Here is a 23107-nt window from a genome sequence, read left to right on the forward strand (position 1 = left end):
CGCGCGCCGGCGTCGGGGCCGGGCTCCTCGGCGTAGGCACCGCGGACGCGCACGAGTCCGGCGTCGCGGTCGTGCTTGAGGTCCACCCGGGCGACGAGGTGCTCCCCGAGGAGGAACGGCAGCGGGTAGTACCCGTGCGTGCGGCGGTGGGCGGGGGTGTAGATGCCGATGCGGTAGTGCATCCCGAACAGGTCCAGCACGCGGCGCCGCTCCCACACGAGCGGGTCGAACGGCGCGAGCAGGGCCCGGGCTGCCGTGCGCCGGGGCACACGGGCGGCGACGTGCAGCCAGGCGGGCCGCCCCCACCCGGGGACGGTGACCGGCACGAGCTCACCCTCCTCGACGAGCTCGTCGATCGCGAGGCGGGTAGCGCGCTGACCGATCCGGAAGTAGTCCGCGAGGCAGCGGACGGTACCGACGCCGTGGGCGCGTGCCGCGATCCGGGTGAGTTCGCGGACGGCGTCCTGCGGGTCCGGCGCCGGCTGGTCGCGCACGTGCCCGGGCAGGACGCGGGAGGTGAGGTCGTAGACCCGCTCGAACTGCGCGTTGCGCGACGACGCGGTGAGCTCACCGGCGTCGAACAGGGTCTCCAGGGCGACCTTGGCGGCGCTCCACCGCCACCCCCAGCCGTCGGAGCGTTCCGCGTGCAGCGGGTCCACGAGCGCCTCGACGTCGCGACCGGTGAGCGGCCCGCGGGCGGCGACGATGTCGCGGACGCGGCGCTGCAGGCCGGGGTTGCGCTCCTCGAGGGCGAGCGGGTCCATGCCCGCCCACCGCCGCCGGGTGCCGGCCACGAGCGGGTAGGTCGTCACCGGGACGAAGGAGGCCTCGTGCGCCCACGCCTCGACGACGCGCCGCGGGTGACGCCCGGCGGCCCGGTCGAGCAGGGTCGTGTCGTAGGGGCCGAGGCGGGCGAAGAGCGGCAGGAGGTGCGCCCTGGCCAGGACGTTGACGGAGTCGATCTGGAGCAGCCCGAGCCGCTCGATCGTGCCGGTGACGTGCCGCATCGTCACCTGGACCGGGCGCGGACGGTCCAGCCCCTGCGCGGCGATCGCGGTGCGCCGTGCCTGGGCGAGGGTCAGCGTGCGCGTCACGCTGGGAGCGTACGCGGCGGGCCGCGGCGTGGTGCCGCGGCCCGCCGTCGGACTCAGAGTGCGGCGTCCTTGGCCGCGACCTCGTAGTTCAGTCGGATGATGCCGTAGGTCCAGCCGTGCCGGTGGTAGACGGCGCAGGGCTGCATGGTCTCCTCGTCGATGAAGAGGTAGAACGGGTGACCGACGAGCTCCATCTCGTAGAGCGCCTGGTCGATGCTCATCGGCTGCGTGTCGTGCAGCTTCTGGCGCACGATGACGGGCGAGTCGCCCAGCTGTGCCTCGACGACCTCCCCGGGCTCGGTCGGCGGGGTCGGGGTGGTGGGCAGCTCCTCCACCACCGGCTCCGGTGCGAGCTCCTCGAAGTCCGCGATCGGCTTGGCGCCACCGCGGCGGTGGTGGTTCTTGCGCCGGTCGCGTGCGCGACGCAGTCGCTCCATGAGCTTGGTCGTTGCCAGGTCGAGGGCCGCGTACCTGTCGTCGGCCGCAGCCTCAGCACGGATGGTCGGTCCCCGGTCGACCACCGTGAGCTCGACGCGCTCTGCCCTGTCGGCGAGCCGCGGGTTCTGCTCCTTGGTGATCTCCACCTCGATGCGACGCGCGCGGGGCGCGAGCTGCTCGACCTTGGAGAGCTTGTCCTCCAGGTGGGCGCGGAAGCGGTCCGCCACCTCGGTGTTACGGGCAACAACGGCAATATCCATGGTGACCTCCGTAGAGAAGTGAAACCGAATCGGTCTCTGCAGCGACCCGCTCTCAGCGGGTGAGGAAGATGTCTGCCACCTCCTCTCCTCGGAGCTCGCCACCACCCGGAGCCGGGCCGGTGGGCGAGAGTGCGTCCATACAGGAACGTTAGTCGAGGTCGCGGCCTGACACCCGCGATGTTGGTCCCGAGTGGCGCAATGTCCGCCTACTGGACACCGGCTGTGCCCGGCATCCCGGGTCTGCACGGGTCACGGCACCCGGGCGCCGACGGTCCGGCCCGGCGGTGGCGTCGCGGCGAGGACGAGGGCCCCGGCCACCCTGGCTCCCGCGCCGTCGAGGACCCTGCTGCAGGCGGCGAGGGTGGCGCCGGTGGTGAGGACGTCGTCGACGAGGACGACGACGGCGCCCGCGGGTGGCGCCGCGAGCACCCGGACGCCCGTGCTCCGGTTGCGGACCCGCCCGCGCACGCCCAGCCCGGACTGGTGGGCCCGGCCACCGGAGCGCCGCAGCACGTCGAGCGAGCGGACGGTGCGCCCCGCGGTCAGGGTCCCCGAAGCGGCGATCCCCGCGGCGACGGCGTCGGCGAGGTCGGCGACGACGAGCATCCCGCGCAGGCGGCGCCGCGTCCCCGACGGCGCGGGGACGACGAGGACGTCCCCGCTGCCGTCGCCGAGGGCGAGGTCGGGGTCGTGGGCCCACACCTGGGCCCCCTCCCGGGCGCGCGCGAGGAGGACGCGGGCGACGTCGCCGCGGCCCGCCCGCTTCCACGCGAGCACGAGCCGGCGGACCGGTCCTGCGTAGTCGGCGAGCGACCAGACGGGAAGGAGCCCGTCCGCGTCGCCAGGGAGGCTGAGCATCGGCGCCTGCCCGTCGCAGCGGACCGGGGTGCGGGAGACGAGGCCGCGGCACTGCGGGCAGACCGCCTGGTCCCACGCTCCGCAGCCCGCGCAGTCGGCCGGCAGGACGAGCGCGAGCGCCTCGGTGAGGGCACGGGCGGTGCCGGGCGTCATGCCGTCCAGCGTGGGGCAGTCCCCCTCACCGCGTCGTCCCGGGCCCGCTGGCTGTGGTGGCCGGGGCCGCGGAGGGGGTCCGGGGAGCGGCGTCGGTGTCTGTCGCTCGCGGACGACGCGCCGCCTCCGTCCCGCGAGAGCCGGATCGTGCACGCCCGGCGTGTGGCGGAAGTCGGCTGTCGCGCGGAAGTCCGCTGTCGTGCGGAAGTCCGCTGTCGCGCGGAAGTCCGCTGTCGCGCGGAAGTCGGCTGTCGCGCGGAAGTCGGCTCTCGTGCGGAAGTCGGCTCTCGTGCGGAAGTCGGCTCTCGCGCGGAAGTCGGCTCTCGCGGGTGGGTGGGGTCAGCCGGGGTAGGCGGGGTCGAAGACGTCGGTGGTGGCGAGGGTCCAGCCCAGGCCGTTGCGCTCGTAGAGCTGCCCGTCCTCCGTGCCGACGACGAGCGTGCGGTCACCGGTCGCGGCCGCCACCCGGGTCGCTCCGCTCACCGACGGAAGCTTCACGGTCGGTCCGCCGATCGTCACGAGGTGGACGGCGATGGCCGTGTCGGTGCCGCTCGAGCCGAGCACCGCGACCGTCTGCTCGTCGACCCAGGCCGCGGCGAGCGCGCTCGTCACGCTCTCCCCCACGCGGACCGGCTCGCCGACCGCGAGCGGGCGCCCGTCGCTGTCGCGCAGCACAGTGGCGAGCTCGATCCGGGAGACCCCGTCGGCCTGCCAGATGACGACGATCCGGGTCCCGTCGCGCGAGACCCGCAGGGAGAGCACGTCCGCGTCGTCCAGCCAGCTCGCCGACACCGAGGTGACGGTGCCGTTGGGGAGCACCGCCCGCAGCGTCCCGTCACTCGCCCGCGGGGTCGTCCAGATCCACCCGTGCCGGTCGATCGACGGCGCGACGAGGTTCGTCCCGGTCGTGAGCACGGCGCCGCCGTCCTGCTCGTTGGGCAGGCTGACGAGGCGGTCGGTGCCGTCGAGGACGACCGCCCGGCCCGAGGCGTCGTCGTACGGGAGCGCGGGCATGCGCGGGTCGGTGGCCAGGCTCTCCCCGACGAGCGGCACGAGCTCGGAGCCGGTGAACCGCTGGGCCCGGCCCTCGGCGACCACCACGGGGTTGCCCGTGATGTAGGGGTTGCGCAGGAGGTCGGGCGCGTCCCCCTCGAGCGGCAGCGGGTTCCCGCCGACGCTGAGGGTCACCGACTGGATGCCGGGCACCGTGCGCAGCGACTCCTCGAGCTGGGCGGCCATGAGGGCGCGCTGGGCGGGCTCCGCCGCGAGCGCCTCGGAGGACAGGTCCACCTGCGCCACGGAGTCGACGACGCTCACCGAGCCCTCGGCGAGCCGGGTCCCGGTCGGCACGGCCGTGGTCACCCCGCCCGCGAGCCACGAGGAGGGCCCCTCGAGCAGGTGACGCGCGATGAGGGAGGCGGCGCTGCGCTGGGGGTACCAGCGCGTCTCGGGGACGAGCGCCGCGTTGTCCGGGCTGAGGAAGTACAGCTGGTAGGGGTCGTACTGGTTCTCGAAGACCGCGGGCGAGACGAGGATGCCGTCCTCGAGGTCGACGATGCGCCACTGGCCCTCGTCGGTGCGCGCGAGGGTGAAGTCGAGCTGGAGCGGCGTGTCGGGTGCGGCCTCGGTGTACCGGCCCTGCGCGTCGACGGTCGCGGCCGCCGTCGCCGTGGCGCTCACCGACCCGTCCTCGCTCTGGGAGTAGGTGACGTCGCGCGCGGTGAAGACACGCACCTGGGCCCGCGGGTTCCACGTCTCGGCGGCCGGGCCGGCGAGGTACTCGCGGGCCACGGCGAACTCGTCGTTGCCGCCCGCGGCCACGGCGCGCAGGAAGCCCTGGACGATCTGGTTGGCGGTCGCGTCCGGGGTGGGGCCGTAGGCGATGAGCGCGACCGAGCTGCGCTCGGGGGGCGCGGCGTCGGCGGCGTTGACCGGGCCGGAGTCCGGGATGCTCACGCAGCCGGTGAGCACGAGGGCGACGGCCGCGAGGGCGGCCCCGAGGCGCGCGGCGGCGCGCCGGCGAAGAGGACCCATCAGCGGCCTCCCAGGCTCTCGAGGTCGGGCACGGCCGCCGGTCCGCCGCGCACCTCGGCGGGCTCGTCCGGGACGCGCTCGGGGCGCAGCGGCAGCGGCGGCTCGGAGACGAGGAGCCCCGCGCGGCGGGGCAGCACCAGGCGGAAGGCGGCGCCCTCGCCCGGCTCGCCCCACGCCTCGAGGGTGCCCCCGTGGAGCCGGGCGTCCTCCAGGGAGATGGACAGGCCCAGCCCGGTGCCGCCCGTGGTGCGTGCGCGGGCGGGGTCGGCGCGCCAGAACCGGTCGAAGACGTGCTGCGCGGCCTCGGGGGTCATCCCCGTGCCGTGGTCGCGGACGACGACGGCGACCGCGGTGTCGTTGACGCCCACGGTGATGTCGATCGGGCGGCTCTCGCCGTGCTCGATCGCGTTGACGAGGAGGTTGCGGATGATGCGGTCGACCCGGCGCGGGTCGATGTCGGCGGTGCACGGCCGACCCGGTCCGTGGACGGTGATCGTCGAGCCGCTGCGCTCGGCGAGCGGCGCCGCGAGCTCGACGGCGTGGGCGACGACGTCCTGGAGGTCGCGCTCCTCGACGTCGAGCACGGCGGCCCCGGCGTCGAAGCGGCTGATCTCCAGGAGGTCGGCGAGCATCTGCTCGAAGCGGTCGAGCTGGGTCTGGAGGAGCTCGGCGGAGCGTCGGGCGGCGGGGTCGAGGGCGTCCCGGCTCGCGTGGAGGACCTCGCTGGCCATCCGGATGGTGGTGAGCGGGGTCCGCAGCTCGTGGGAGACGTCGGAGACGAAGCGCTGCTGGAGGCGGGAGAGCTCGGCCATGCGCTCGATCTGGTCCTGGAGGCTCTCGGCCATCTCGTTGAAGCTGCGGCCGAGGGTGGCCATCTCGTCGTTGCCGAGCACCTCGAGGCGCTCGTCGAGCAGGCCGTCGGCGAGCCGTTCGGCGCTGCGGGCGGCCTGGCGCACCGGCGCGAGGACGCGCTGGGCGAACAGCCACGTCATCGCGCCGAGGAAGACGAGCAGGACGCCGGCGCCGGCGCTGAGCACCTGCATGACGAGGCGGAGCGTGTCCTCCTCGGCCCGCAGGGAGTAGACGATGTACAGCTCCTGGGTCCCGACGACCGGAAGGATGACCTCCGAGCCGACGATGATGCCGGGCCCGCCACCCATCGCCAGGGGGAGCGAGATCGACTGCCAGTGCTGGCCGCCGTCGGCGACCGCCTTGCGCAGCTCGCTGGTGAGGACGGTCTTGTCGAGCAGACGCTCGTCCATCACCAGCTCGTTGATGAGCACCTGGGAGGTCTCCCCCGGGCTGCGCAGGAGCATCGCACCGACGACGCCGCCGCCGGTGCCCTGGCTGCCGGCGATGAGGTCGGAGGCGAGCAGCTCGACCTGCGGGCCGGTGTTGGCGATGGCGGCGTCGAAGCGCTCCTGGGCGGAGCGGGTGCGCGAGGCGGCGTCGGCGATGATCTCGTCACGGCGCGCCTCGAAGAGGCCGTCGCGGATCGTCACGCTCACCACCGCGCCGAGCAGGACGAGGGCGGCGACGCCGACGAGGACGGTCGTGATCGACACGCGCAGGCGCAGCGAGGTGCGCCAGCGGTCGACGACACGGCCCAGCCACCCACCGGGCCAGGCCGTCCTCCCCTCGGTCGTGCTCACGCCGTCACCGCTGCGTGGCGCCCGCTCGGTAACCGACGCCGCGCACGGTCACGACGACCTGGGGGTTCTCGGGGTCCTGCTCGACCTTCGCGCGCAGGCGCTGGACGTGGACGTTGACGAGCCTGGTGTCCGCGGCGTGGCGGTAGCCCCAGACCTGCTCGAGGAGCACCTCGCGGCTGAAGACCTGCCAGGGCTTGCGGGCCAGGGCGAGGAGCAGGTCGAACTCGAGCGGGGTGAGGGGGATGCTCTGGTCCCCGCGCGTCACCTGGTGGCCGGCGACGTCGATGACGAGGTCGCCGATGGTCAGCCGCTCGGTCTGCGGCGCCGTCGTGCGCCGCAGGCGCGTCTTCACGCGCGCGACGAGCTCCTTGGGCTTGAACGGCTTGGGGATGTAGTCGTCGGCGCCCGCCTCGAGCCCGGCGACGACGTCGATGGTGTCGGACTTCGCGGTGAGCATGACGATGGGGACGCCCGACTCTGCGCGGATGAGGCGGCAGACCTCGATGCCGTCGATGCCCGGGAGCATGAGGTCCAGGAGCACGAGGTCCGGCTCGTGGGTCCGGAAGACCTCCAGCGCCTGGGCGCCATCAGGGCACATGACGGTCTCGTACCCCTCGGCCTGGAGCACGATCCCGATCATCTCGGCGAGCGCGGTGTCGTCGTCGACCACGAGAATTCGAGCGTTCATGCCGACTATGGTCGCATCCGCAGCAAGGGACTCCATTGTGCCGATGATCATGTTGCGCTCGGCCTCGTAGCCGCGTGGGACGATGGCCGCCCGAGACCAGGAGGGGACCGATGAGCCAGGAGCCGGGTTCGACCGCGGGTGGCGCCGGGCCGACCGGCCCGTCGACCCCCGACCAGTACGGGCAGTACGGGCAGTACGGCCAGCAGCCCGACCAGTACGGGCAGTACGGCCAGCAGCCCGACCAGTACGGGCAGTACGGCCAGCAGCCGCCGCCCGCTCCCGGCGCCTACGGGCAGTACGGCCAGGCGCCCGGCGGCGGTTACTACGGGCCCGGCTTCGCTCCCGTGCCCTCCGCCGTGCAGCCGGGCATCGTCCCGCTCAGGCCGCTGACCCTCGGGGAGATCTACGACGGCGCCTTCCGTGCCATCCGCAGCAACCCGCTCGTCATGTTCGGGCTGGCCATCATCGTCGTCGGCGCCGGCGCCCTCCTCCAGGCCGGCGTCACCGTCGCGCTGCTCGAGAACATCGAGCGTGCGCTGCAGGCCGGCGCCTCGGATCTCGACGCGTTCCTCGGGGTCGGCACGCTCGCCGGCCTCGTCATCAGCTGGGTGCCGCTGAGCCTGGCGACGCTCGTCCTCGAGGGCCTGGCCATCATCTCGGTGAGCGAGTCCGTCCTCGGGCGCACGATCGGTCTCGCCGAGGTCTGGCAGCGCGCCCGCGGCCGGCTGCTGCGCCTCGTCGGCCTCTCCCTGCTCCTCGGGCTGGCCGGCATCGTCGCCGTCACCGGCGGAGCCGTGCTCGTCGCCCTCCTCTTCGTCGGCGTGGCGCAGACGGGCGACCGGGCGCTCACCGCGGGGCTCCTCGCCCTCCTCCTCGTCGTCCTCATGGGTGTGCTCGTCGCGTTCCTCACCGTGCGGCTCATGTTCGCGCCGTGCGTGATCATGCTCGAGGGGACGGGCGTCATCGCCTCGATCGGGCGCTCGTGGCGACTGTCGAAGGGCACCTTCTGGCGGCTGTTCGGGATCATGCTGCTCACCGTCGTCCTCGTCGGCGCCCTCGTCGGCATCCTGTCGGTGCCCTTCTCGATGGTCGGCGGCCTGTTCGCCTTCCAGGACGACATCCTCATCCCGTTCATCGTCTCCTCGATCGGCCAGCTCGTCGGCTCGGCGATCTCCATCCCCGTCATGGCCGCGGTGCTCGCCCTCCTGTACATCGACGTCCGGATGCGCAAGGAGGGGCTGGACGTCGAGCTCGCGCGCGCCGCGGGATGAGCCGCGCGCGGCTGCTCGGCGTGCCGGTCGAGCCGGACGCCGAGGAGGCCAGGCGCTGGGCGCAGGAGGAGCTCTCCCGCAGCGTCTACCGGGACGAGCCCGGCGTGCTGGACCGGCTGTGGCGCTGGCTCGGCGAGCAGCTCCAGCGGCTGCTCGAGATCGACGCCTCGGCGCCGGAGAGCCTCGTGCCCGTCATCGTCGTCGTCGGGGCCGTCGTCCTGCTCGTCCTCGCGCTCTACCTCGCCGGACCGGTGCGCCGCCGCCGGCGGACCGCCGGGGCGCGCTCCCACACGCTCTTCGACGACGACGGCGACGCGACGAGCGCGTCGCTCACGGCCGCCGCGGACGACGCCGCTGATCGGGGCGACTGGGCACTGGCCGTCCTCATGCGCTTCCGCGCGATCATCCGCTCTCTCGACGAGCGCACGGTGATCGACGACCGCCCCGGCCTCACCGCCCACGAGGCGGGCGCCGCGGCGGCGTCCCTCCTGCCCGGCTGCGCCGCCGGCCTCACCTGGGCCGCCCGCCTGTTCGACGACGTCTGCTACGGCTCGGCGCGTCCCGGCCCGGACCAGGACGCGCGGATGCGTGAGCTCGCCCGTGAGGTGGCCGCCGCCCGTCCGGTCGCGACCGGACGCCCCGTGGGACTGGTCGCCCCGTGACCGCGGTAGCAGAGGCACAGACCCAGGTCCCGGCGCGCCGCAACCGGCGCCAGACGCTGTTCCTCGTCGCCGTGGCCCTCGTCGCCGTGGCGGCGTTCGTCGTCCTCCTCGCCGCCCGGCAGACGACGTCCGCGCTCCCGCTCGCCCCGGACAACCCCGCGCCCGCCGGCGCGCAGGCGGCCGCGACGATCCTGCGTGAGCAGGGGGTGCGCGTGCGCACCGTGCGGACGACGGACGAGGTGACGCAGGTGGCCGGGCCCGGCACGACGCTGTTCGTCGCCGGCGGCGGTCTCCTGGACGACGACCAGCTCGCCGCGGTGCGTGGCACGGGGGCCGACGTCGTCCTCACCCAGTCGACCTTCCTGCCCGACCTCGAGCCGCTCACCGACAAGGTCACCCCCTCCCCGGTCGGCAGCCCCGACCCGCTGCGGGCCGACTGCGCCGACCCGGACGCCCTCGCCGCGGGCACCGTCTCCGGGAGCACCGGAGGCGTCGAGCCGCTCGCCGCGGACGTCGAGCTGTGCTTCCCGACGGCGGACGGGGCCGGGGCCCTGGCCACGTGGGAGGAGGACGGGCGCCGCTTCGTGTTCCTCGCCGACGGCACCCTGCTGAGCAACGAGCGCCTCGCCGACGCCGGCAACGCCGCCCTCGTCCTGCGTCTCCTGGGCGCGAGCAGCGAGCTCGTCTGGTACCTGCCGACGGCGGGTGACACCGTGACGCCGCAGACCGAGGAGGAGCCGGCGGGCGTCCTGCCGCCCGCCGCCACCATCGTCGGTGCCCAGCTCCTCGTCCTCGCCGTCGTCGTCGTGCTGTGGCGCGGCCGGCGGCTCGGGCGCGTGGTCACCGAGCCGATGCCCGTCGTCGTGCGCTCCGCGGAGACGACGCTGGGCCGCGGCCGGCTCTACCGCCGCGCCCGCGACCACGCGCACGCGGCCGCCGGGCTGCGCGCGGGGTGCGCGACGCGCTGCGCCGCCCGCCTCGGGGTGCCCCGCTCCGCGCGTCCCGAGGACCTCGTCGCCGCCGTCGCCCGCTCCACCGGCCGCGACGAGCAGTCCGTCGCGGCCCTGCTCCACGGCCCGTCCCCGACGTCGGACGCCGCCCTCGTCCACCTCACCCGCGAGCTCGACACCCTGGAAAGCGAGGTCCACCCGTCGTGACCACCTACACCCCCGGCGAGCAGCCGCCGCCCCCGCCGCCGGCGGCTGCCCCCGTCACGCACGCCGCCGCCCCGCCCGAGGACTCCCCCCGCGCCCGCCTCGCCGCGTTGCGCGAGGAGGTCGGCAAGGCCGTCGTCGGCCAGGAGGCCGCCGTCACCGGCCTCGTCATCGGGTTGCTGTGCCGCGGGCACGTGCTCCTCGAGGGCGTTCCCGGGGTGGCCAAGACGCTGCTCGTCCGGTCGCTGGCTGCCAGCCTCGACATGGACACCAAGCGGGTGCAGTTCACCCCTGACCTCATGCCCGGTGACGTCACCGGCTCGCTCGTCTACGACGCGCGCACCGCCGAGTTCTCCTTCCGGGAGGGGCCGGTGTTCACCAACCTCCTCCTCGCCGACGAGATCAACCGCACCCCGCCCAAGACCCAGGCCTCGCTGCTCGAGGCGATGGAGGAGCGCCAGGTGTCGGTGGACGGCGAGGCGCGCCCGCTTCCCGACCCGTTCATGGTCGTCGCGACCCAGAACCCCGTGGAGTACGAGGGCACCTACCCGCTGCCCGAGGCCCAGCTCGACCGCTTCCTCCTCAAGCTCCTCGTGCCGCTGCCCGAGCGCGCGGAGGAGATCGAGGTCCTCCAACGGCACGCCCGCGCCTTCGACCCGCGTGACCTCGCCGGGGCCGGGCTGCGCGCCGTCGCCGGACCGGGCGACCTCGCCGCGGCCCGCGCCGAGGTCGGCCGGGTCCAGGTCGCACCGGAGGTGCTCGGCTACGTCGTCGACGTGTGCCGCGCGACCCGCACCTCGCCCTCGCTCTCGCTCGGCGTCTCCCCTCGCGGGGCGACGGCCCTGCTCGCGACGTCGCGGGCATGGGCCTGGCTCACCGGCCGGGACTACGTGACGCCCGACGACGTCAAGGCCCTCGCCCACGCGACGCTGCGCCACCGCGTCCAGCTGCGCGCCGAGGCCGAGCTCGAGGGCGTGACCGCCGAGACCGTCCTCGACGGCGTCCTGCGCGCCGTCCCGGTCCCGCGCTGACCGTGTCCCGACCCGCGCTGCCCACGAGGAGACCACGATGGCGCTGACCCGCCGCGCCGCGCTCGTCGCGGCCGTGGGCCTCGTGCCGGTGCTGCTCGTGCCCCGCGGGGCGACGGTCGCGGCGTGGGCGGCGGTGCTCGTGCTCGGCGTCCTGCTCGACGTCCTCCTCGCCGCCTCGCCGCGCGCGCTGGAGCCCCACCGGGAGGTGCCCCACTCGGTGCGCCTGGGCGAGCCGGCCACCTCGACCCTCACGGTGACGAACACCGGCCGGCGCACGGCGCGCCTGCTCGTGCGCGACGCGTGGGTGCCCTCGGCGGGCGCCGAGCACAACCGGCACCGGCTCACCGTCCCGGCGGGCGAGGCGCGCCGGGTGCGCACCGGCCTGCGCCCGACACGGCGCGGTGACCGGGTGGCCGACCTCGTGACGCTGCGCTGCCACGGCCCGCTGGGCCTGGCGGGCCGGCAGCGCTCACTGCCCGCGCCGGCACGGCTGCGGGTGCTGCCCGCCTTCACCTCCCGGCGCCACCTGCCCTCGCGGCTCGCCCGCCTGCGTGAGCTCGACGGGCGCGCCGCGGTCAACGTGCGCGGGCAGGGCACCGAGTTCGACTCGCTGCGCGAGTACGTCATCGGCGACGACGTGCGCGCCATCGACTGGCGGGCGACGGCACGCGGCGGCGACGTCGTCGTGCGCACGTGGCGCCCCGAGCGGGACCGGCGGGTGCTCGTCGTCGTCGACTCCTCGCGGCTGTCGGCCGCCCGGCTGGGCGAGGCACCCCGGCTCGAGGCGCAGATCGAGGCGGCACTGCTCCTCGCGGCGCTCGCCTCACGCGCCGGTGACCGGGTCGACGTCGTCGCGGTCGACTCGGCGGTGCGGGCCCGCGTCTCCGGGGTGCAGGGCGCGCGGCTCATGTCCTCCCTCGCCGACGGGCTGGCGCAGGTCGAGGCGTCCCTCGTCCAGGTGAGCTGGCCGACGGTGACGCAGGTCGTGCGCGACACGCTGTCCCAGCGCTCGCTCGTCGTGCTCCTCACCGCGCTGGACACGGCGGCGGTGACGTCGGACCTGCTCCCCGTCGTCGGGGCGATGACGCGCGACCACCAGGTCGTGCTCGCGTCGGCGGCCGACCCCGAGGCCGAGGAGATCCGCCGGCGGCGCCTGACGAGCGAGGAGGTCTTCGACGCCGCAGCCGCCGAGCGCGCGGCGATCGAGCGCGGCGCCGCCGCGATGCGGCTGCGCCGTCAGGGGGTCGAGGTCGTCGAGGCGCTGCCGGAGGACCTGCCGCCCGCGCTGGCCGACACCTACCTCGCGCTCAAGGCCGCCGGGCGGCTGTAGGAGCGACAGGGCGGGCTACCAGGCGGGGACGACCTCGATGTGCTCGCGCCGCAGTGCCCGGTGGAAGGCCGGGTCGCGCAGCAGGCGCAGCTCCCACACCCGCTTGCGACCCTCACCGGCCGGGAACCGCTGGGCCGAGGCGAGGGGCGAGGGGTGGACGATGAGCTCTGAGGTCCCCCTCGGCAGGCTGCGCAGCTGGGCGAGCACGTCGGCGCGCAGGTGGCCGTACCCGAGGATCGCCGAGCCGGGCAGCCAGGAGCCGACGAGCGTCTGGGGCAGGCGCACACCGAGCGCGTCGGCCCGGCGCACGGCCCGGCGGTGGGCGGTGCCCAGCCCACGCACGGCCAGCCCGAGCACGGACGCGAGGCGGCGGGGCAGGCGGAAGGCGAGGCCGTGCTCGGCGCAGAACTCCACCGCCGTGAGCGCGAGCGAGCGCCCGCGCAGGCCGTAGAGCGTGCCGGAGTGGGAGTCGAGCGCGGGGGGACGCAGTCCCAGGCGACGCATCCAGCCGAGCTGGGCGAACATCTCGCGCGCGACGTCCGCGGTCGAGGCGCTGCGCTCGGCCTGCGCGGCGTCCAGGGGCAGCGTGCCGTCCGGGCCGATGAGCGTGCGCGCGTCGGCCGACAGCGGTGACCATCCGGCCCACTCACGCGCGCTGTTGAGGGTGAGGTGCAGGCGCGGGGCGTGCAGGCCGGCGGCCTTGAGACGCTCGACCGCGTCGGTCGCCGCCGTCGCCACCGGGATGAGCGTCGTCGCCGAGACGAGCCCGTCCCGCATGAGCTCGACGATCGTCGCGTTCGTCTCGGCGTCGACCCCGAGGTCGTCGGCCGTGATGACGAGCCTGCGGTTCATGGCACCTCACACGCAACGCGCGGAGACCACCCCCGCGCGGCACCTCCAGCGTACGTCCGGCCCGCCCGGCTGCCACAGGGAGGGCGGGAGGAGGAGCTCGTCTCAGCCGGCCTGCGCCAGGGTGTGCCCGGCGAGGTCCTCCTCCAGGTCCCCGGTCTCCCCCGCCCGGACGGCGCGCCGCCCCAGGACGAGGGTGTACGTCCAGTAGGCGGCGAGCACGAGGGTACCGATGGTGACCTTCAGCCAGGTGGGCAGCGGTGACGGCGTGACGAAGCCCTCGACGAGCCCGGAGACGGCGAGCACGAGCACGAGCCCGAGCGCGACGGCGAACAGCGAGCGGCCCTCCTCGGCGAGTGCCCGGGAGCGGGTGCGCGGGCCCGGCGCGACCCACGCCCAGAAGAGCTTGAGCCCGGCGCCGGCCGCGACGAAGATCGCGGTGAGCTCCATGAGGCCGTGGGGCGCGATGAGCCCGAAGAACACGTCGAGGTACCCCTCGGAGGCCATGACGCCGCCCGAGGAGCCCACACCGACGGCGTTGGCGAGCAGGACGTAGGCGGGGAAGACGCCGGTGATCCCCAGGCCGATGCACTGCGCGGCGATCCACGCGTTGTTCGTCCACACGAGACCGGCGAAGTCGGCGGCCGGGTAGTTGGAGTAGTAGGCGGCGAACGCCTCCTCGGCGTACTGGCGGCGCTCGGCCGGACTGCCGACGGAGGCGAGGGCCGCCTCGTTCGTCGCCACCCACCAGCCGCTGAGGGTCGCGACCGCGAGGAACGCGACACCGGCCCACACCGTCCACCAGCGCACGCGGTAGAAGGCCGCCGGCAGCTGGAGGAGGAGGAAGCGTGTGACGTCGGAGAGCCGGGCCTCGTGGGCACCGGCGATCCGGCCGCGCGCGGTGGCGAGCAGGCCGGACAGCTCGGAGACGACGACGGGGTCGGGGGCGCTCGTGCGGACGGCGGACAGGTGCCCGGCGGTCGCCTGGTAGAGGGCGACGAGCTCGTCGGCCTCCGCGCCCGTGAGCCGGCGCCGGGCGGACAGCGTCGCCAGGCGCTGCCACTGCGGCCGGTGCACGGCGGCGAAGGCGTCGATGTCCACGCGGGTACCCTGCCACACATGACCTCGCACGCCGCCCACAGCAGCGGCAGGGCGCTGCAGGCGGCGCGCCTCAACGACGACCTCATCGTCACCGGCGAGGCCGTCGCGCTCGAGGTGCGGCCGGCCGCCTTCATGCTCCGCGTCGCGGGCGGCCTCATCGACGCCACGTGCTACGTCATCGTCCTCGGCGCGATCTCCGTGGGGATCCTCGGGCGCCTCGACAACCAGGCGCAGGCGGACACGCTCACGATCGTGACGTTCGCGTGCGTCGCCGTCGTCGCCCCCACCCTCGTCGAGACGCTCACCCGGGGCCGCTCGCTCGGCAAGCTCGCCACCGGCATCCGGATCGTGCGCGACGACGGCGGGCCGATCCGCTTCCGGCACGCCTTCGTCCGCGCACTGGCCGGGCTCGGTGAGCTGTGGCTGACCGCCGGGTCCGTCGCCGTCGTCGCGGCGCTGCTCAACGGCCGCGGCAAGCGGCTGGGCGACCTCCTCGCCGGCACGTACGCGGTGCGCACCCGAGGCGCGGACCGCACGCCCCCACCCCTCCTCATGCCCCCCGAGCTCGCCGACTGGGCGCGCGACGCCGACATCCGCGCGCTGCCGGACGGTCTCGCCCTGGCCGCCCGCCGCTTCCTCGACCGCACCGGCACCCTCGACCCCGCCTCCCGTGCGGAGCTCGGGCGCCGGCTCGCCGCCCGCGTGGAGCCGCTCGTCGCCCCGCCACCGCCGTGGGGGACCAACCCCGAGCGGTTCCTCGCCGCGGTGCTCGTCGCCCGCCGGGACCGGGAGTACGCCGTCGGCCTGCGGGCCCGCGACGCGCTGGCCGAGACGACCGCCGAGCTGCGCCGCCTCCCCTTCGGGGTCCGCTAGCCGCCACGGGCACTCCCGCCCCTTGGTCTAGACCAGGTACGTGACGTAGGACACGCCGTGGTCTACGCTGACCTGACAGCAGTTTCCTCCATCACTGTCGGCGAGAAAACTGTTGTCGCGCGGGAAGGCCCCCGCGGTGTTCGAGGTCGACCACCAGGAGGAACGTTGTCCACAAAGCACGTCGGTGCCAAGGCAGGCGCCGCCACCACTCTCGCGGCAGGGCTGCTCCTCGCAGCCACCGTGCCCGCCGCCGGCACGTCGGCACCCGACTCCACCGGCCCGATCGACCAGATCGTCTCGAACATGACGATCGACGAGCTCATCGGCCAGATGACGTGGACCTTCGTCTACGGCAACTCCGCCACCGACGACTCCATGGCCACGGAGAACCAGGCCCGCTACGGCGTGGACACCCCGGCCGAGGTCGTGGAGAAGTTCGACCTCGGCGGGGTCCTGTACTTCGCGTGGTCCAACCCGGGGATCGTCGACGACCCCGTGCTCACCGCAGAGCTGTCCAACGGGCTGCAGCGAGTGTCCGAGGATGACGGCTCGGGCATCCCGCTCGCCGTGACGATCGACCAGGAGGGCGGCATCGTCGCCCGCATGGGCGCGCCGGTCACCGTCCTGCCGGGCAACATGGCGCTCGGCGCCACGTGGGACGCCGACCTCGCCTACGCGCAGGGCGCCGTGCTCGGGGCGGAGATGGCCGCGGTCGGCGTCAACGTCGACTTCGCGCCCGTCGTCGACGTCAACACCAACCCGGCCAACCCCGTCATCGGCGTGCGCTCGATGGGCGAGGACCCGGAGAACGTCGCGGCCCTCGGCGTCGCACAGGTCATGGGGATGCAGGACCAGGGCGTCGCCGCGGCGGCCAAGCACTTCCCCGGCCACGGCGACACCGCCACCGACTCCCACACCGGGCTGCCGATCATCAGCTACGACCGCGACACCCTCGAGCAGCACCTCCTGCCCTTCCGCGAGTCGATCGACGCCGGTGTCGACATGATCATGACGGCCCACGTCATCGTCGAGGCCATCGACCCCGACATGCCCGGCACCCTCTCCCCCGCCGTGCTCACCGACCTCCTGCGTGACGACCTCGGCTTCGAGGGCCTCGTGACGACCGATGCCCTCGACATGGCCGCGCTCAAGCAGCTGCCGGGCAACCCGCTCGACGACGGCGACATCGCCGTCCTCGCCATCCAGGCCGGCTCCGACATCCTCCTCATGTCGCCCGACGTCCCCGCCACCTTCGAGGCCGTCAACGCCGCCGTCGAGTCCGGCGAGATCACCCGCGAGCGCCTCGAGGAGTCCGTCACCCGCATCCTGGAGTGGAAGGAGGAGAGCGGCGTCTGGGCCGACCCGTACGTCGACGTCGAGGCCGTCGAGTCGATCGTCGGCAACGCCGAGCACGCCGCCACCGCCCAGGAGATCGCCGAGCGGTCCGTCACCCTGCTCCGCAACGAGGACGACACCCTCCCGCTGGACGCCGGCTCCAAGGTCTTCGTCACCGGCTGGGGCGCCACCGGCGTGCCCAACCTCGCCGCCGCCCTCACCGCGCACGGCGCGCAGACCACCGCGCACCTGGCCGCCTTCCCGAACCAGGAGCAGATCGACGCCGCGGTCGCGGCCGCCGAGGGCCACGACGCCGTCGTCGTCATGACGATGACGCCGACCGGCGCCGCCAACGTCACGAGCCAGCAGAACTACCTCGACGCGCTCATCGAGACCGGCATCCCGGTCGTCCAGGTCCCCGTGCGCAACCCGTACGACGTCGCCTGGGCCGAGCCCGCCGCGCAGGTCGCCACCTACGGCTACCAGCTGCCCTCGCTCCAGGCGCTCGCCGCCGTCGTCATGGGGGACGTCGCCCCCACCGGCGCGCTGCCCGTCAACGTGCCCACCGCCGACGGCGAGGGCACGCTCTTCGAGATGGGCTTCGGCATGACCTACGAGGACGACGGCGAGCAGCCCGGCCCCCAGCCGCCGACGCAGCAGCAGTACGGGTTCTTCCTCACCAACGGCTGGACCGGCGGCGCCGCCGACCACGCCTTCCCCTACGGCCGCTTCACCGACGAGGTCCTCATCGGCGACTGGGACGGTGACGGCCGCGACTCCATCACCGTGCGCCGCGGCGCGGAGTTCCACGTGAACAACCGCACCACCGGCGGGCCCGCGGAGTCGACCTTCGTCTACGGGCGCCCGGGCGACGTCGTCCTCGTCGGCGACTGGGACGGCGACGGCACCGACACGCTGGCCGTGCGCCGCGGTGCGGAGTACCACGTGAAGAACTCCCTCGTGGGCGGCCCGGCCGACCAGGTCGTGGTCTACGGGCGCGCCGGTGACGAGGTGCTCGTCGGTGACTGGGACGGCAACGGCAAGGACACCTTCGCGGTGCGCCGCGGCGCCGAGATCCACGTGACCAACACGCTGCGCGCCGGTGCCGCGGACGAGGGCTTCGTCTACGGGCGGGCCGGTGACCAGATGCTCGCCGGTGACTGGAACGGCGACGGCGAGGACACCTTCGCCGTGCGCCGTGGGCACGTCTACCACGTGAGCAACTGGCTGCGTGGCGGCCCGGCCGAGAAGGTCGTCGCCTACGGCCGCCCCGGCGACGAGGTCTTCGTGGGCGACTGGGACGGGGACGGCACCGACAGCCTCGGCGTCCGCCGCACCCCCTGACCCGCAACACCACCTGACGCGCCCTCAGCCGCGGGCGCGCACCACCTGAAGCGCACCACCTGAAGCGCCGAGAGCTGGATCGTGCACCGCGCACGATCCGGCTCTCGGCGCTCGTGCGTGTGCCGGCGCGTGCTGATGCGGGGCGCGGGCGGTGCAGGCGCGGGTGCGGACCAGGGCGCCGGGGCGCGTACGGTGGCGGGGTCCGTGCCCGCCGTCCCGACGAAGGCCCATGACCTCCTCCCGCCGCACCGCCGCCGCGCTCGCCGCCGCCACCGCCCTGCTCCTCGCCCTGGGCGCCGCCGGCCCCTCGGCGACGGCGACGACCGACGTCGAGGACGTCGTCGCCGCGATGAGCGAGGACGAGCTCGTCGGCCAGATGACATGGGTCCACGTCTACGGTTCCGGAGCCGAGGACAGGTCCCGGGCCGCCGAGAACCGGGCCCGCTACGGCGTGGACACCCCGGCCGACGTCGTGCGGAAGTACGCGCTCGGCGGCGTCCTGTACTTCGCGTGGGCCGGCAACACCGACTCCCCCGAGCAGGTCGCCGACCTGTCCGCCGGGCTCCAGGAGGCGGCGTCCGCGGGGCCCGGGGTGCCGCTCGCCATCACCGTCGACCAGGAGGGCGGTGAGGTCTCCCGCCTCGGGCACCCGGTCACGGACCTCCCGGGCGGCATGGCGCTCGGCGCCACCTTCGACCCACAGCTCGCGCGGGGGCAGGGCGAGGTGCTCGGCGCCGAGCTCGCCGCCATGGGCGTCAACGTCGACTGGGCGCCCGTCGCGGACCTCAACACCAACCCGGACAACCCGGTCATCGGGCTGCGGTCCCTCGGCGCGGACCCCGCCACCGTCTCCGAGCTCACCGCCGCCCAGATCCAGGGCCTGCAGTCGCAGCACGTCGCCGCGGCGGCCAAGCACTTCCCCGGTCACGGGGACACCGACGTCGACTCCCACACCGGCCTGCCGGTCGTCGCGGGCGACCCGGCGGAGCTCGCCGCCCACCTCGAACCGTTCCGCGCCGCCGTCGCCGCCGGGGTCGACATCGTCATGTCGGCCCACATCGTCGTCGAGTCCATCGACCCGGACATGCCCGGCACCCTCTCCCCCGCCGTGCTCACCGACCTCCTGCGCGGCGACCTCGGCTTCGAGGGCCTCGTGACCACCGACGCCCTCGACATGGCCGCGCTCAAGCAGCTGCCGGGCAACCCGCTCGACGACGGCGACATCGCCGTCCTCGCCATCCAGGCCGGCTCCGACATCCTCCTCGCGCCGCCGGACGTCGACGCCGCACTCGCCGGCGTCCGCGAGGCCCTCGCCACCGGGGAGCTCACCCGCGAGCGTCTCGAGGAGTCGGTGACCCGGATCCTGGAGTGGAAGGTGGAGCGCGGGATCTGGGACGGCGCCGAGCGGCCCGGGCTCGACGTCGTCGGCAGCCCCGACCACCGCGCCGTCGCCGCCGCGATCGCCGAGCGGGCGGTCACCCTCGTGCGCGACGAGGGCGCCGTCCTGCCGCTCGACCCGGCTGCCGGGCCGGTCCTCCTCGCGGGCGCCGGGTCCGCGTGGCCCGAGCGCCTCACCCCGCTGCTCGCCGCGGAGGGCCTGACCGTCACCGAGCGGCTGGAGAGCGGGACGAGCCCGAGCCGGGGCTACCGCGCCGCGGTGCGCTCGGCGGCCGAGGGCGCGGCCGCCGTCGTCCTCGCCGTCGACGACCTGCGCGCCGACGCCGCCCAGCAGGCACTCGTCACCGAGCTGGCGGCGAGCGGCACGCCCGTCGTCGTCGTGCTCGCCGGGACCCCGTACGACTACGCCGCGGTTCCCGGCGAGGTCGCCGCCGTCCTGGCCTCCTACGGGACGTCGACCGTGAGCCACGCGGGCGTCGCGGGGGTCCTGTCGGGCCGCGTGCTGCCCACCGGCCGCCTCCCGGTCGAGGTCACCGCTCCGGACGGGACGGTGCTCGCCGCGCTCGGCTCCGGGGTCCGGCGGACCGAGGAGGTGACCCCGGCGGCCGTGACGTTCACCGACCTGCCCGGCACCCAGGACGACGCCGTCGAGGTCCCCGACGTCCCGGGCGCCGCCTACCTCCTCGACGGGCAGACCCTCACGCCCGGCACCCACCCGGCCGAGGGCACCGTCGTCGTCACCGCGCAGGCCGACCCGCCCTCCGCCTACCACCTGGCCGACGGCGCGGACGCCCGGTGGGAGCACACCTTCGACACCGCCGAGGCCACCCCGGACGCGGCCGAGCCGGCGCCGGCGGAGGACGGCGACCCCGCCGGCTGGCTCCTGCCCGCCATCGTCGCCACCCTCCTCGCCGCCGCCCTCGCCCTCGCCGCCCGAACCCTCCACCGCCGCCGCTGACCCGGCCCTCCCAGGGACCGGCGTGCACGATCCAGCGCTCGGTGGAGGAGAGGCGTGCACGATCCAGCGCTCGGCGGGAGGGAGAGGGTGCGTGGCGGTGCCGGGGACGGGGGCGTGGCCGGGAGTACCGTGGTTCGGCGTGGCGGACGGTCGTCCGCGTCGCACCCGTCCGTGAGAGGCCAGCATGACCGCTGCCACGACATCCGTCGCGGCTCCGTCCCGCAGCGCCCGTCCGCGCTTCCGGGCCGACATCCAGGGGCTGCGCGCGGTCGCGGTCCTGCTCGTCCTCGCCTACCACGCCGGGGTTCCGCTCGTGCCCGGCGGGTACGTCGGCGTCGACGTCTTCTTCGTCATCTCCGGCTTCCTCATCACCGGTCTGGTCCTGCGCGAGGTCGAGGAGACCGGCCGGCTGAGCCTGCGCCGGTTCTACGCCCGACGCGCGAAGCGGCTGCTGCCCGCGACGGCGGTGGTGTTCCTCGCCGTCACCGCGCTCACGATCCTCGCGCTGCCGGTCACCCGCTGGCGCGAGATCGCCGGGGACCTCGTCGCGAGCGCCACCTACCTCGTCAACTGGCGGCTCGCGGACCGCTCGGTCGACTACCTCGCGGAGGGCGCGGCGGCCGGCCCGCTCCAGCACCTCTGGTCCCTCGCCGTCGAGGAGCAGTTCTACCTCCTGTGGCCGCTGCTGGTCGTCGCCCTCGTGCGCCCGCGTGCCGGGAGCCCGGCCCGCCGCCTCGGGTGGGGCCTGCTCCTCGTCGCGGCGGCGTCCCTCGCGTGGTCGGTCCACCTCACGGCGCGGGACCCCGGCGCCGCCTACTTCGTCACGACGACGCGGCTGTGGGAGCTGGCGCTCGGTGCCCTCCTCGCCGTCGTCGTGGCCCGGGGCGTCATCGGGCGCTCCCCCCGGGCCCGTCAGGCGCTCGGCTGGACCGGGCTGGCGGCCATCGGGTACGCGGCCGTGACCTTCGACGCGACCACCGCCTTCCCGGGCACCGCGGCGCTCGTGCCGACGCTCGGGGCCGCCGCCGTGCTCGTGGCCGGCAGCGGTGACCCGCGCGGGGAGCTCGCGCCGCTCACCGGGCCCTTCGTGCAGCGCGTCGGCGCGCTGTCCTACTCGCTCTACCTGTGGCACTGGCCGCTCGTCGTCGTCGCGACGTCATTGTGGGCCGGGCCCGACGGCGTGCTCCCGCTCGCGACGGCGCTGGCCGTCGTCGCCGGGTCGGCGCTCCCCGCGTGGCTCACCTACCGGTTCGTCGAGGAGCCCTTCCACCGCTCGCGCCGTCTCGCGGCGCCCTGGCGCGCCGCCGTCACCGGCGCGGCGTGCGTGGCCGTGGGGTTCGCGGGCGCCGCGGCGCTCACCCTCGCCGCCGACCGGGCCGACGTGCCGGCGGAGCGCGGCGCGACGGGCGCCGCGGCGCTCGGCGACGAGCCGGCGGCCGTGGAGCCGACCTACGAGGTCACCTCGCTCACCCCCTCCCTGCTCGACGCCGCCGACGACGTCGCGGCCGTCTACGCCGACGGCTGCCACCAGGACGCGCTCAGCCCCGGGGTGCTCACCTGCGTGTACGGCGACGCCGACTCCGACGTCGTCGTCGCGCTCGTCGGGGACTCCCACGCCGCCCACTGGCAGCCCGCGCTCGCGGTGCTCGCCGAGGAGCACGGCTTCCGGCTGGAGACCTCGACGAAGTCCTCGTGCCTGCTCGCGCCGGCCCTCGTGTGGGAGGACAGCACCTCCCGCCCCTACACGAGCTGCCTGGAGTGGCAGGCGACGCTCACCGAGCGGCTCATGGCCGAGCCGCCCGACGTCGTCGTCGTCAGCGCCGGGGGGCACTACCAGCTCGTCGAGGACGGCGCGGCGCTGAGCCGGGAGGAGTCGCGCGAGCCGGTCGCGCAGGCGATGGCCGCCACCTGGCAGGCGCTGGAGGAGGAGGGGATCGAGGTCCTCGCCCTCCTCGACACCCCGTGGCCCGGGATCGACGCCCCGGAGTGCGTGAGCGAGCACCTCACGGACCTCAGCGGCTGCGCGGTGCCGCGGGCCGAGGCGATGGAGCGGTCGGGCGCGGCGATCCTGCGGGCCGCCGCGGAGCGCGTGCCGGCGGCGGACCTGCTCGACCTCACCGAGTTCGTCTGCCCCCGGGAGGAGTGCCTGCCGGTGGTCGGCGGGGTGCTCACCCACAGCGACACCCACCACCTCACGGCGACCTACGCCCGGACGCTCGCCCCGAGGATCGCCGGGCCGCTCACCTCACTGCTGGGCTGAGCCGTCCACCGGCCGGGCCTCCTCGGCGAGCAGGACGGGGACGCCGTCCCGCACGGGGTAGGCCAGCGGGCGGGCGGGGTCGGAGGAGACGAGGACCGGGCTGCCGTCGGCGGCCGTCCCTGCGACCAGCGGCGCCCCGGTGACGGGGCAGCGCAGGACCTCACGCACCCACGGCTCGAGCGGCTCGTCGGTCACGGCGTTGCGGCGTCAGTCGCTCTCGCCGCGCAGCACGCGCAGGTGCCCACGACGGCCCAGCTCGGCCTCCGGCTCGGGGAGCCGGTGGGTCACGGGCGCCGGGGCGGTGTGGCCGGGGCGGGCAGCCGGGGAGGCCTGCGCGGCGGGCGTGCGCGAGGCCTCGCGCACG

The 23107-nt window shown here is 75.1% G+C and carries 18 protein-coding genes; 9 read left to right on the forward strand and 9 right to left on the reverse strand.

Annotated elements, in window-relative coordinates; all coding sequences use genetic code 11:
* The 6 genes from FHE66_RS01200 to mtrA form a co-directional block, all read right to left on the reverse strand.
* Window positions 1-1094 (reverse strand): winged helix-turn-helix domain-containing protein (locus FHE66_RS01200; RefSeq protein ID WP_255303562.1); only part of this gene is annotated, 1094 nt, incomplete at its 3' end.
* A 53-nt stretch (window positions 1095-1147) separates the two neighbouring features.
* The gene (raiA, locus tag FHE66_RS01205) at window positions 1148-1792 is read right to left on the reverse strand and encodes a ribosome hibernation-promoting factor, HPF/YfiA family (RefSeq protein ID WP_139071170.1); all 645 of its coding nucleotides are present in this window, start codon (window positions 1790-1792) and stop codon (window positions 1148-1150) included.
* 249 nt (window positions 1793-2041) lie between these two features.
* Window positions 2042-2803: a ComF family protein gene (locus FHE66_RS01210; RefSeq protein WP_139071171.1), complete on the reverse strand. Its 762-nt coding sequence runs from the start codon at window positions 2801-2803 to the stop codon at window positions 2042-2044.
* A 339-nt stretch (window positions 2804-3142) separates the two neighbouring features.
* On the reverse strand, window positions 3143-4837 hold the full coding sequence (locus tag FHE66_RS01215) for an LpqB family beta-propeller domain-containing protein (protein ID WP_139071172.1): 1695 nt from the start codon (window positions 4835-4837) through the stop codon (window positions 3143-3145).
* Complete coding sequence (mtrB, locus tag FHE66_RS01220; RefSeq protein WP_139071173.1) at window positions 4837-6489, reverse strand: MtrAB system histidine kinase MtrB; 1653 nt, start codon at window positions 6487-6489, stop codon at window positions 4837-4839. The genes FHE66_RS01215 and mtrB overlap by 1 nt, the downstream gene beginning before the upstream one ends.
* A gap of 4 nt (window positions 6490-6493) precedes the next feature.
* Window positions 6494-7177 (reverse strand): MtrAB system response regulator MtrA, encoded by a 684-nt coding sequence (gene mtrA / locus FHE66_RS01225; protein ID WP_139071174.1) that lies wholly within the window; start codon window positions 7175-7177, stop codon window positions 6494-6496.
* A 110-nt stretch (window positions 7178-7287) separates the two neighbouring features.
* Between mtrA and FHE66_RS01230 the strand changes: the two genes are divergently transcribed.
* From FHE66_RS01230 to FHE66_RS01250, 5 genes are read left to right on the forward strand one after another with little or no spacing between them, the layout of a single operon-like run.
* On the forward strand, window positions 7288-8448 hold the full coding sequence (locus FHE66_RS01230; protein ID WP_139071175.1) for a hypothetical protein: 1161 nt from the start codon (window positions 7288-7290) through the stop codon (window positions 8446-8448).
* A complete protein-coding gene (locus FHE66_RS01235; RefSeq protein ID WP_139071176.1) occupies window positions 8445-9110 on the forward strand; it encodes a DUF4129 domain-containing protein in 666 nt (221 codons plus the stop codon). The genes FHE66_RS01230 and FHE66_RS01235 overlap by 4 nt, the downstream gene beginning before the upstream one ends.
* Window positions 9107-10267 (forward strand): DUF4350 domain-containing protein, encoded by a 1161-nt coding sequence (locus FHE66_RS01240; RefSeq protein ID WP_139071177.1) that lies wholly within the window; start codon window positions 9107-9109, stop codon window positions 10265-10267. Before FHE66_RS01235 ends, FHE66_RS01240 begins: the two co-directional genes overlap by 4 nt.
* Window positions 10264-11295, forward strand: coding sequence for a MoxR family ATPase (locus FHE66_RS01245; protein ID WP_139071178.1), 1032 nt, complete (start codon window positions 10264-10266; stop codon window positions 11293-11295). The genes FHE66_RS01240 and FHE66_RS01245 overlap by 4 nt, the downstream gene beginning before the upstream one ends.
* 37 nt (window positions 11296-11332) lie before the next feature.
* Window positions 11333-12625, forward strand: coding sequence for a DUF58 domain-containing protein (locus tag FHE66_RS01250; RefSeq protein ID WP_139071179.1), 1293 nt, complete (start codon window positions 11333-11335; stop codon window positions 12623-12625).
* 15 nt (window positions 12626-12640) lie between these two features.
* On the opposite strand, the gene FHE66_RS01255 is transcribed toward FHE66_RS01250, so the two are convergent.
* On the reverse strand, window positions 12641-13477 hold the full coding sequence (locus FHE66_RS01255; protein WP_139071180.1) for a ChbG/HpnK family deacetylase: 837 nt from the start codon (window positions 13475-13477) through the stop codon (window positions 12641-12643).
* Window positions 13478-13579: 102 nt separating this feature from the next.
* Window positions 13580-14575, reverse strand: coding sequence for a stage II sporulation protein M (locus FHE66_RS01260; RefSeq protein WP_139071181.1), 996 nt, complete (start codon window positions 14573-14575; stop codon window positions 13580-13582).
* An 18-nt stretch (window positions 14576-14593) separates the two neighbouring features.
* On the opposite strand from FHE66_RS01260, the gene FHE66_RS01265 reads away from it, so the two are divergent.
* From FHE66_RS01265 to FHE66_RS01280, 4 genes are all read left to right on the forward strand, one after another.
* Window positions 14594-15448 (forward strand): RDD family protein, encoded by an 855-nt coding sequence (locus FHE66_RS01265; protein ID WP_139071182.1) that lies wholly within the window; start codon window positions 14594-14596, stop codon window positions 15446-15448.
* A gap of 165 nt (window positions 15449-15613) precedes the next feature.
* Window positions 15614-18127, forward strand: coding sequence for a glycoside hydrolase family 3 protein (locus FHE66_RS01270; RefSeq protein ID WP_218013578.1), 2514 nt, complete (start codon window positions 15614-15616; stop codon window positions 18125-18127).
* A 229-nt stretch (window positions 18128-18356) separates the two neighbouring features.
* Window positions 18357-20483 carry a glycoside hydrolase family 3 protein gene (locus FHE66_RS01275; protein WP_139071183.1) on the forward strand — a complete coding sequence of 709 codons (2127 nt, stop codon included), beginning with the start codon at window positions 18357-18359 and terminating at the stop codon, window positions 20481-20483.
* Between the two features lie 184 nt (window positions 20484-20667).
* Window positions 20668-22743, forward strand: coding sequence for an acyltransferase family protein (locus FHE66_RS01280; protein WP_139071184.1), 2076 nt, complete (start codon window positions 20668-20670; stop codon window positions 22741-22743).
* Here the strand turns inward: FHE66_RS01280 and FHE66_RS01285 are convergent.
* Window positions 22729-22938, reverse strand: coding sequence for a Trm112 family protein (locus FHE66_RS01285; protein ID WP_139071185.1), 210 nt, complete (start codon window positions 22936-22938; stop codon window positions 22729-22731). The genes FHE66_RS01280 and FHE66_RS01285 overlap by 15 nt on opposite strands.
* Between the last annotated feature and the right edge of the window lie 169 nt (window positions 22939-23107).

Origin of the sequence: Georgenia sp. 311 (assembly GCF_006151955.1) — a bacterium.
GTDB classification, from domain to species: domain Bacteria; phylum Actinomycetota; class Actinomycetes; order Actinomycetales; family Actinomycetaceae; genus Oceanitalea; species Oceanitalea wutianyii.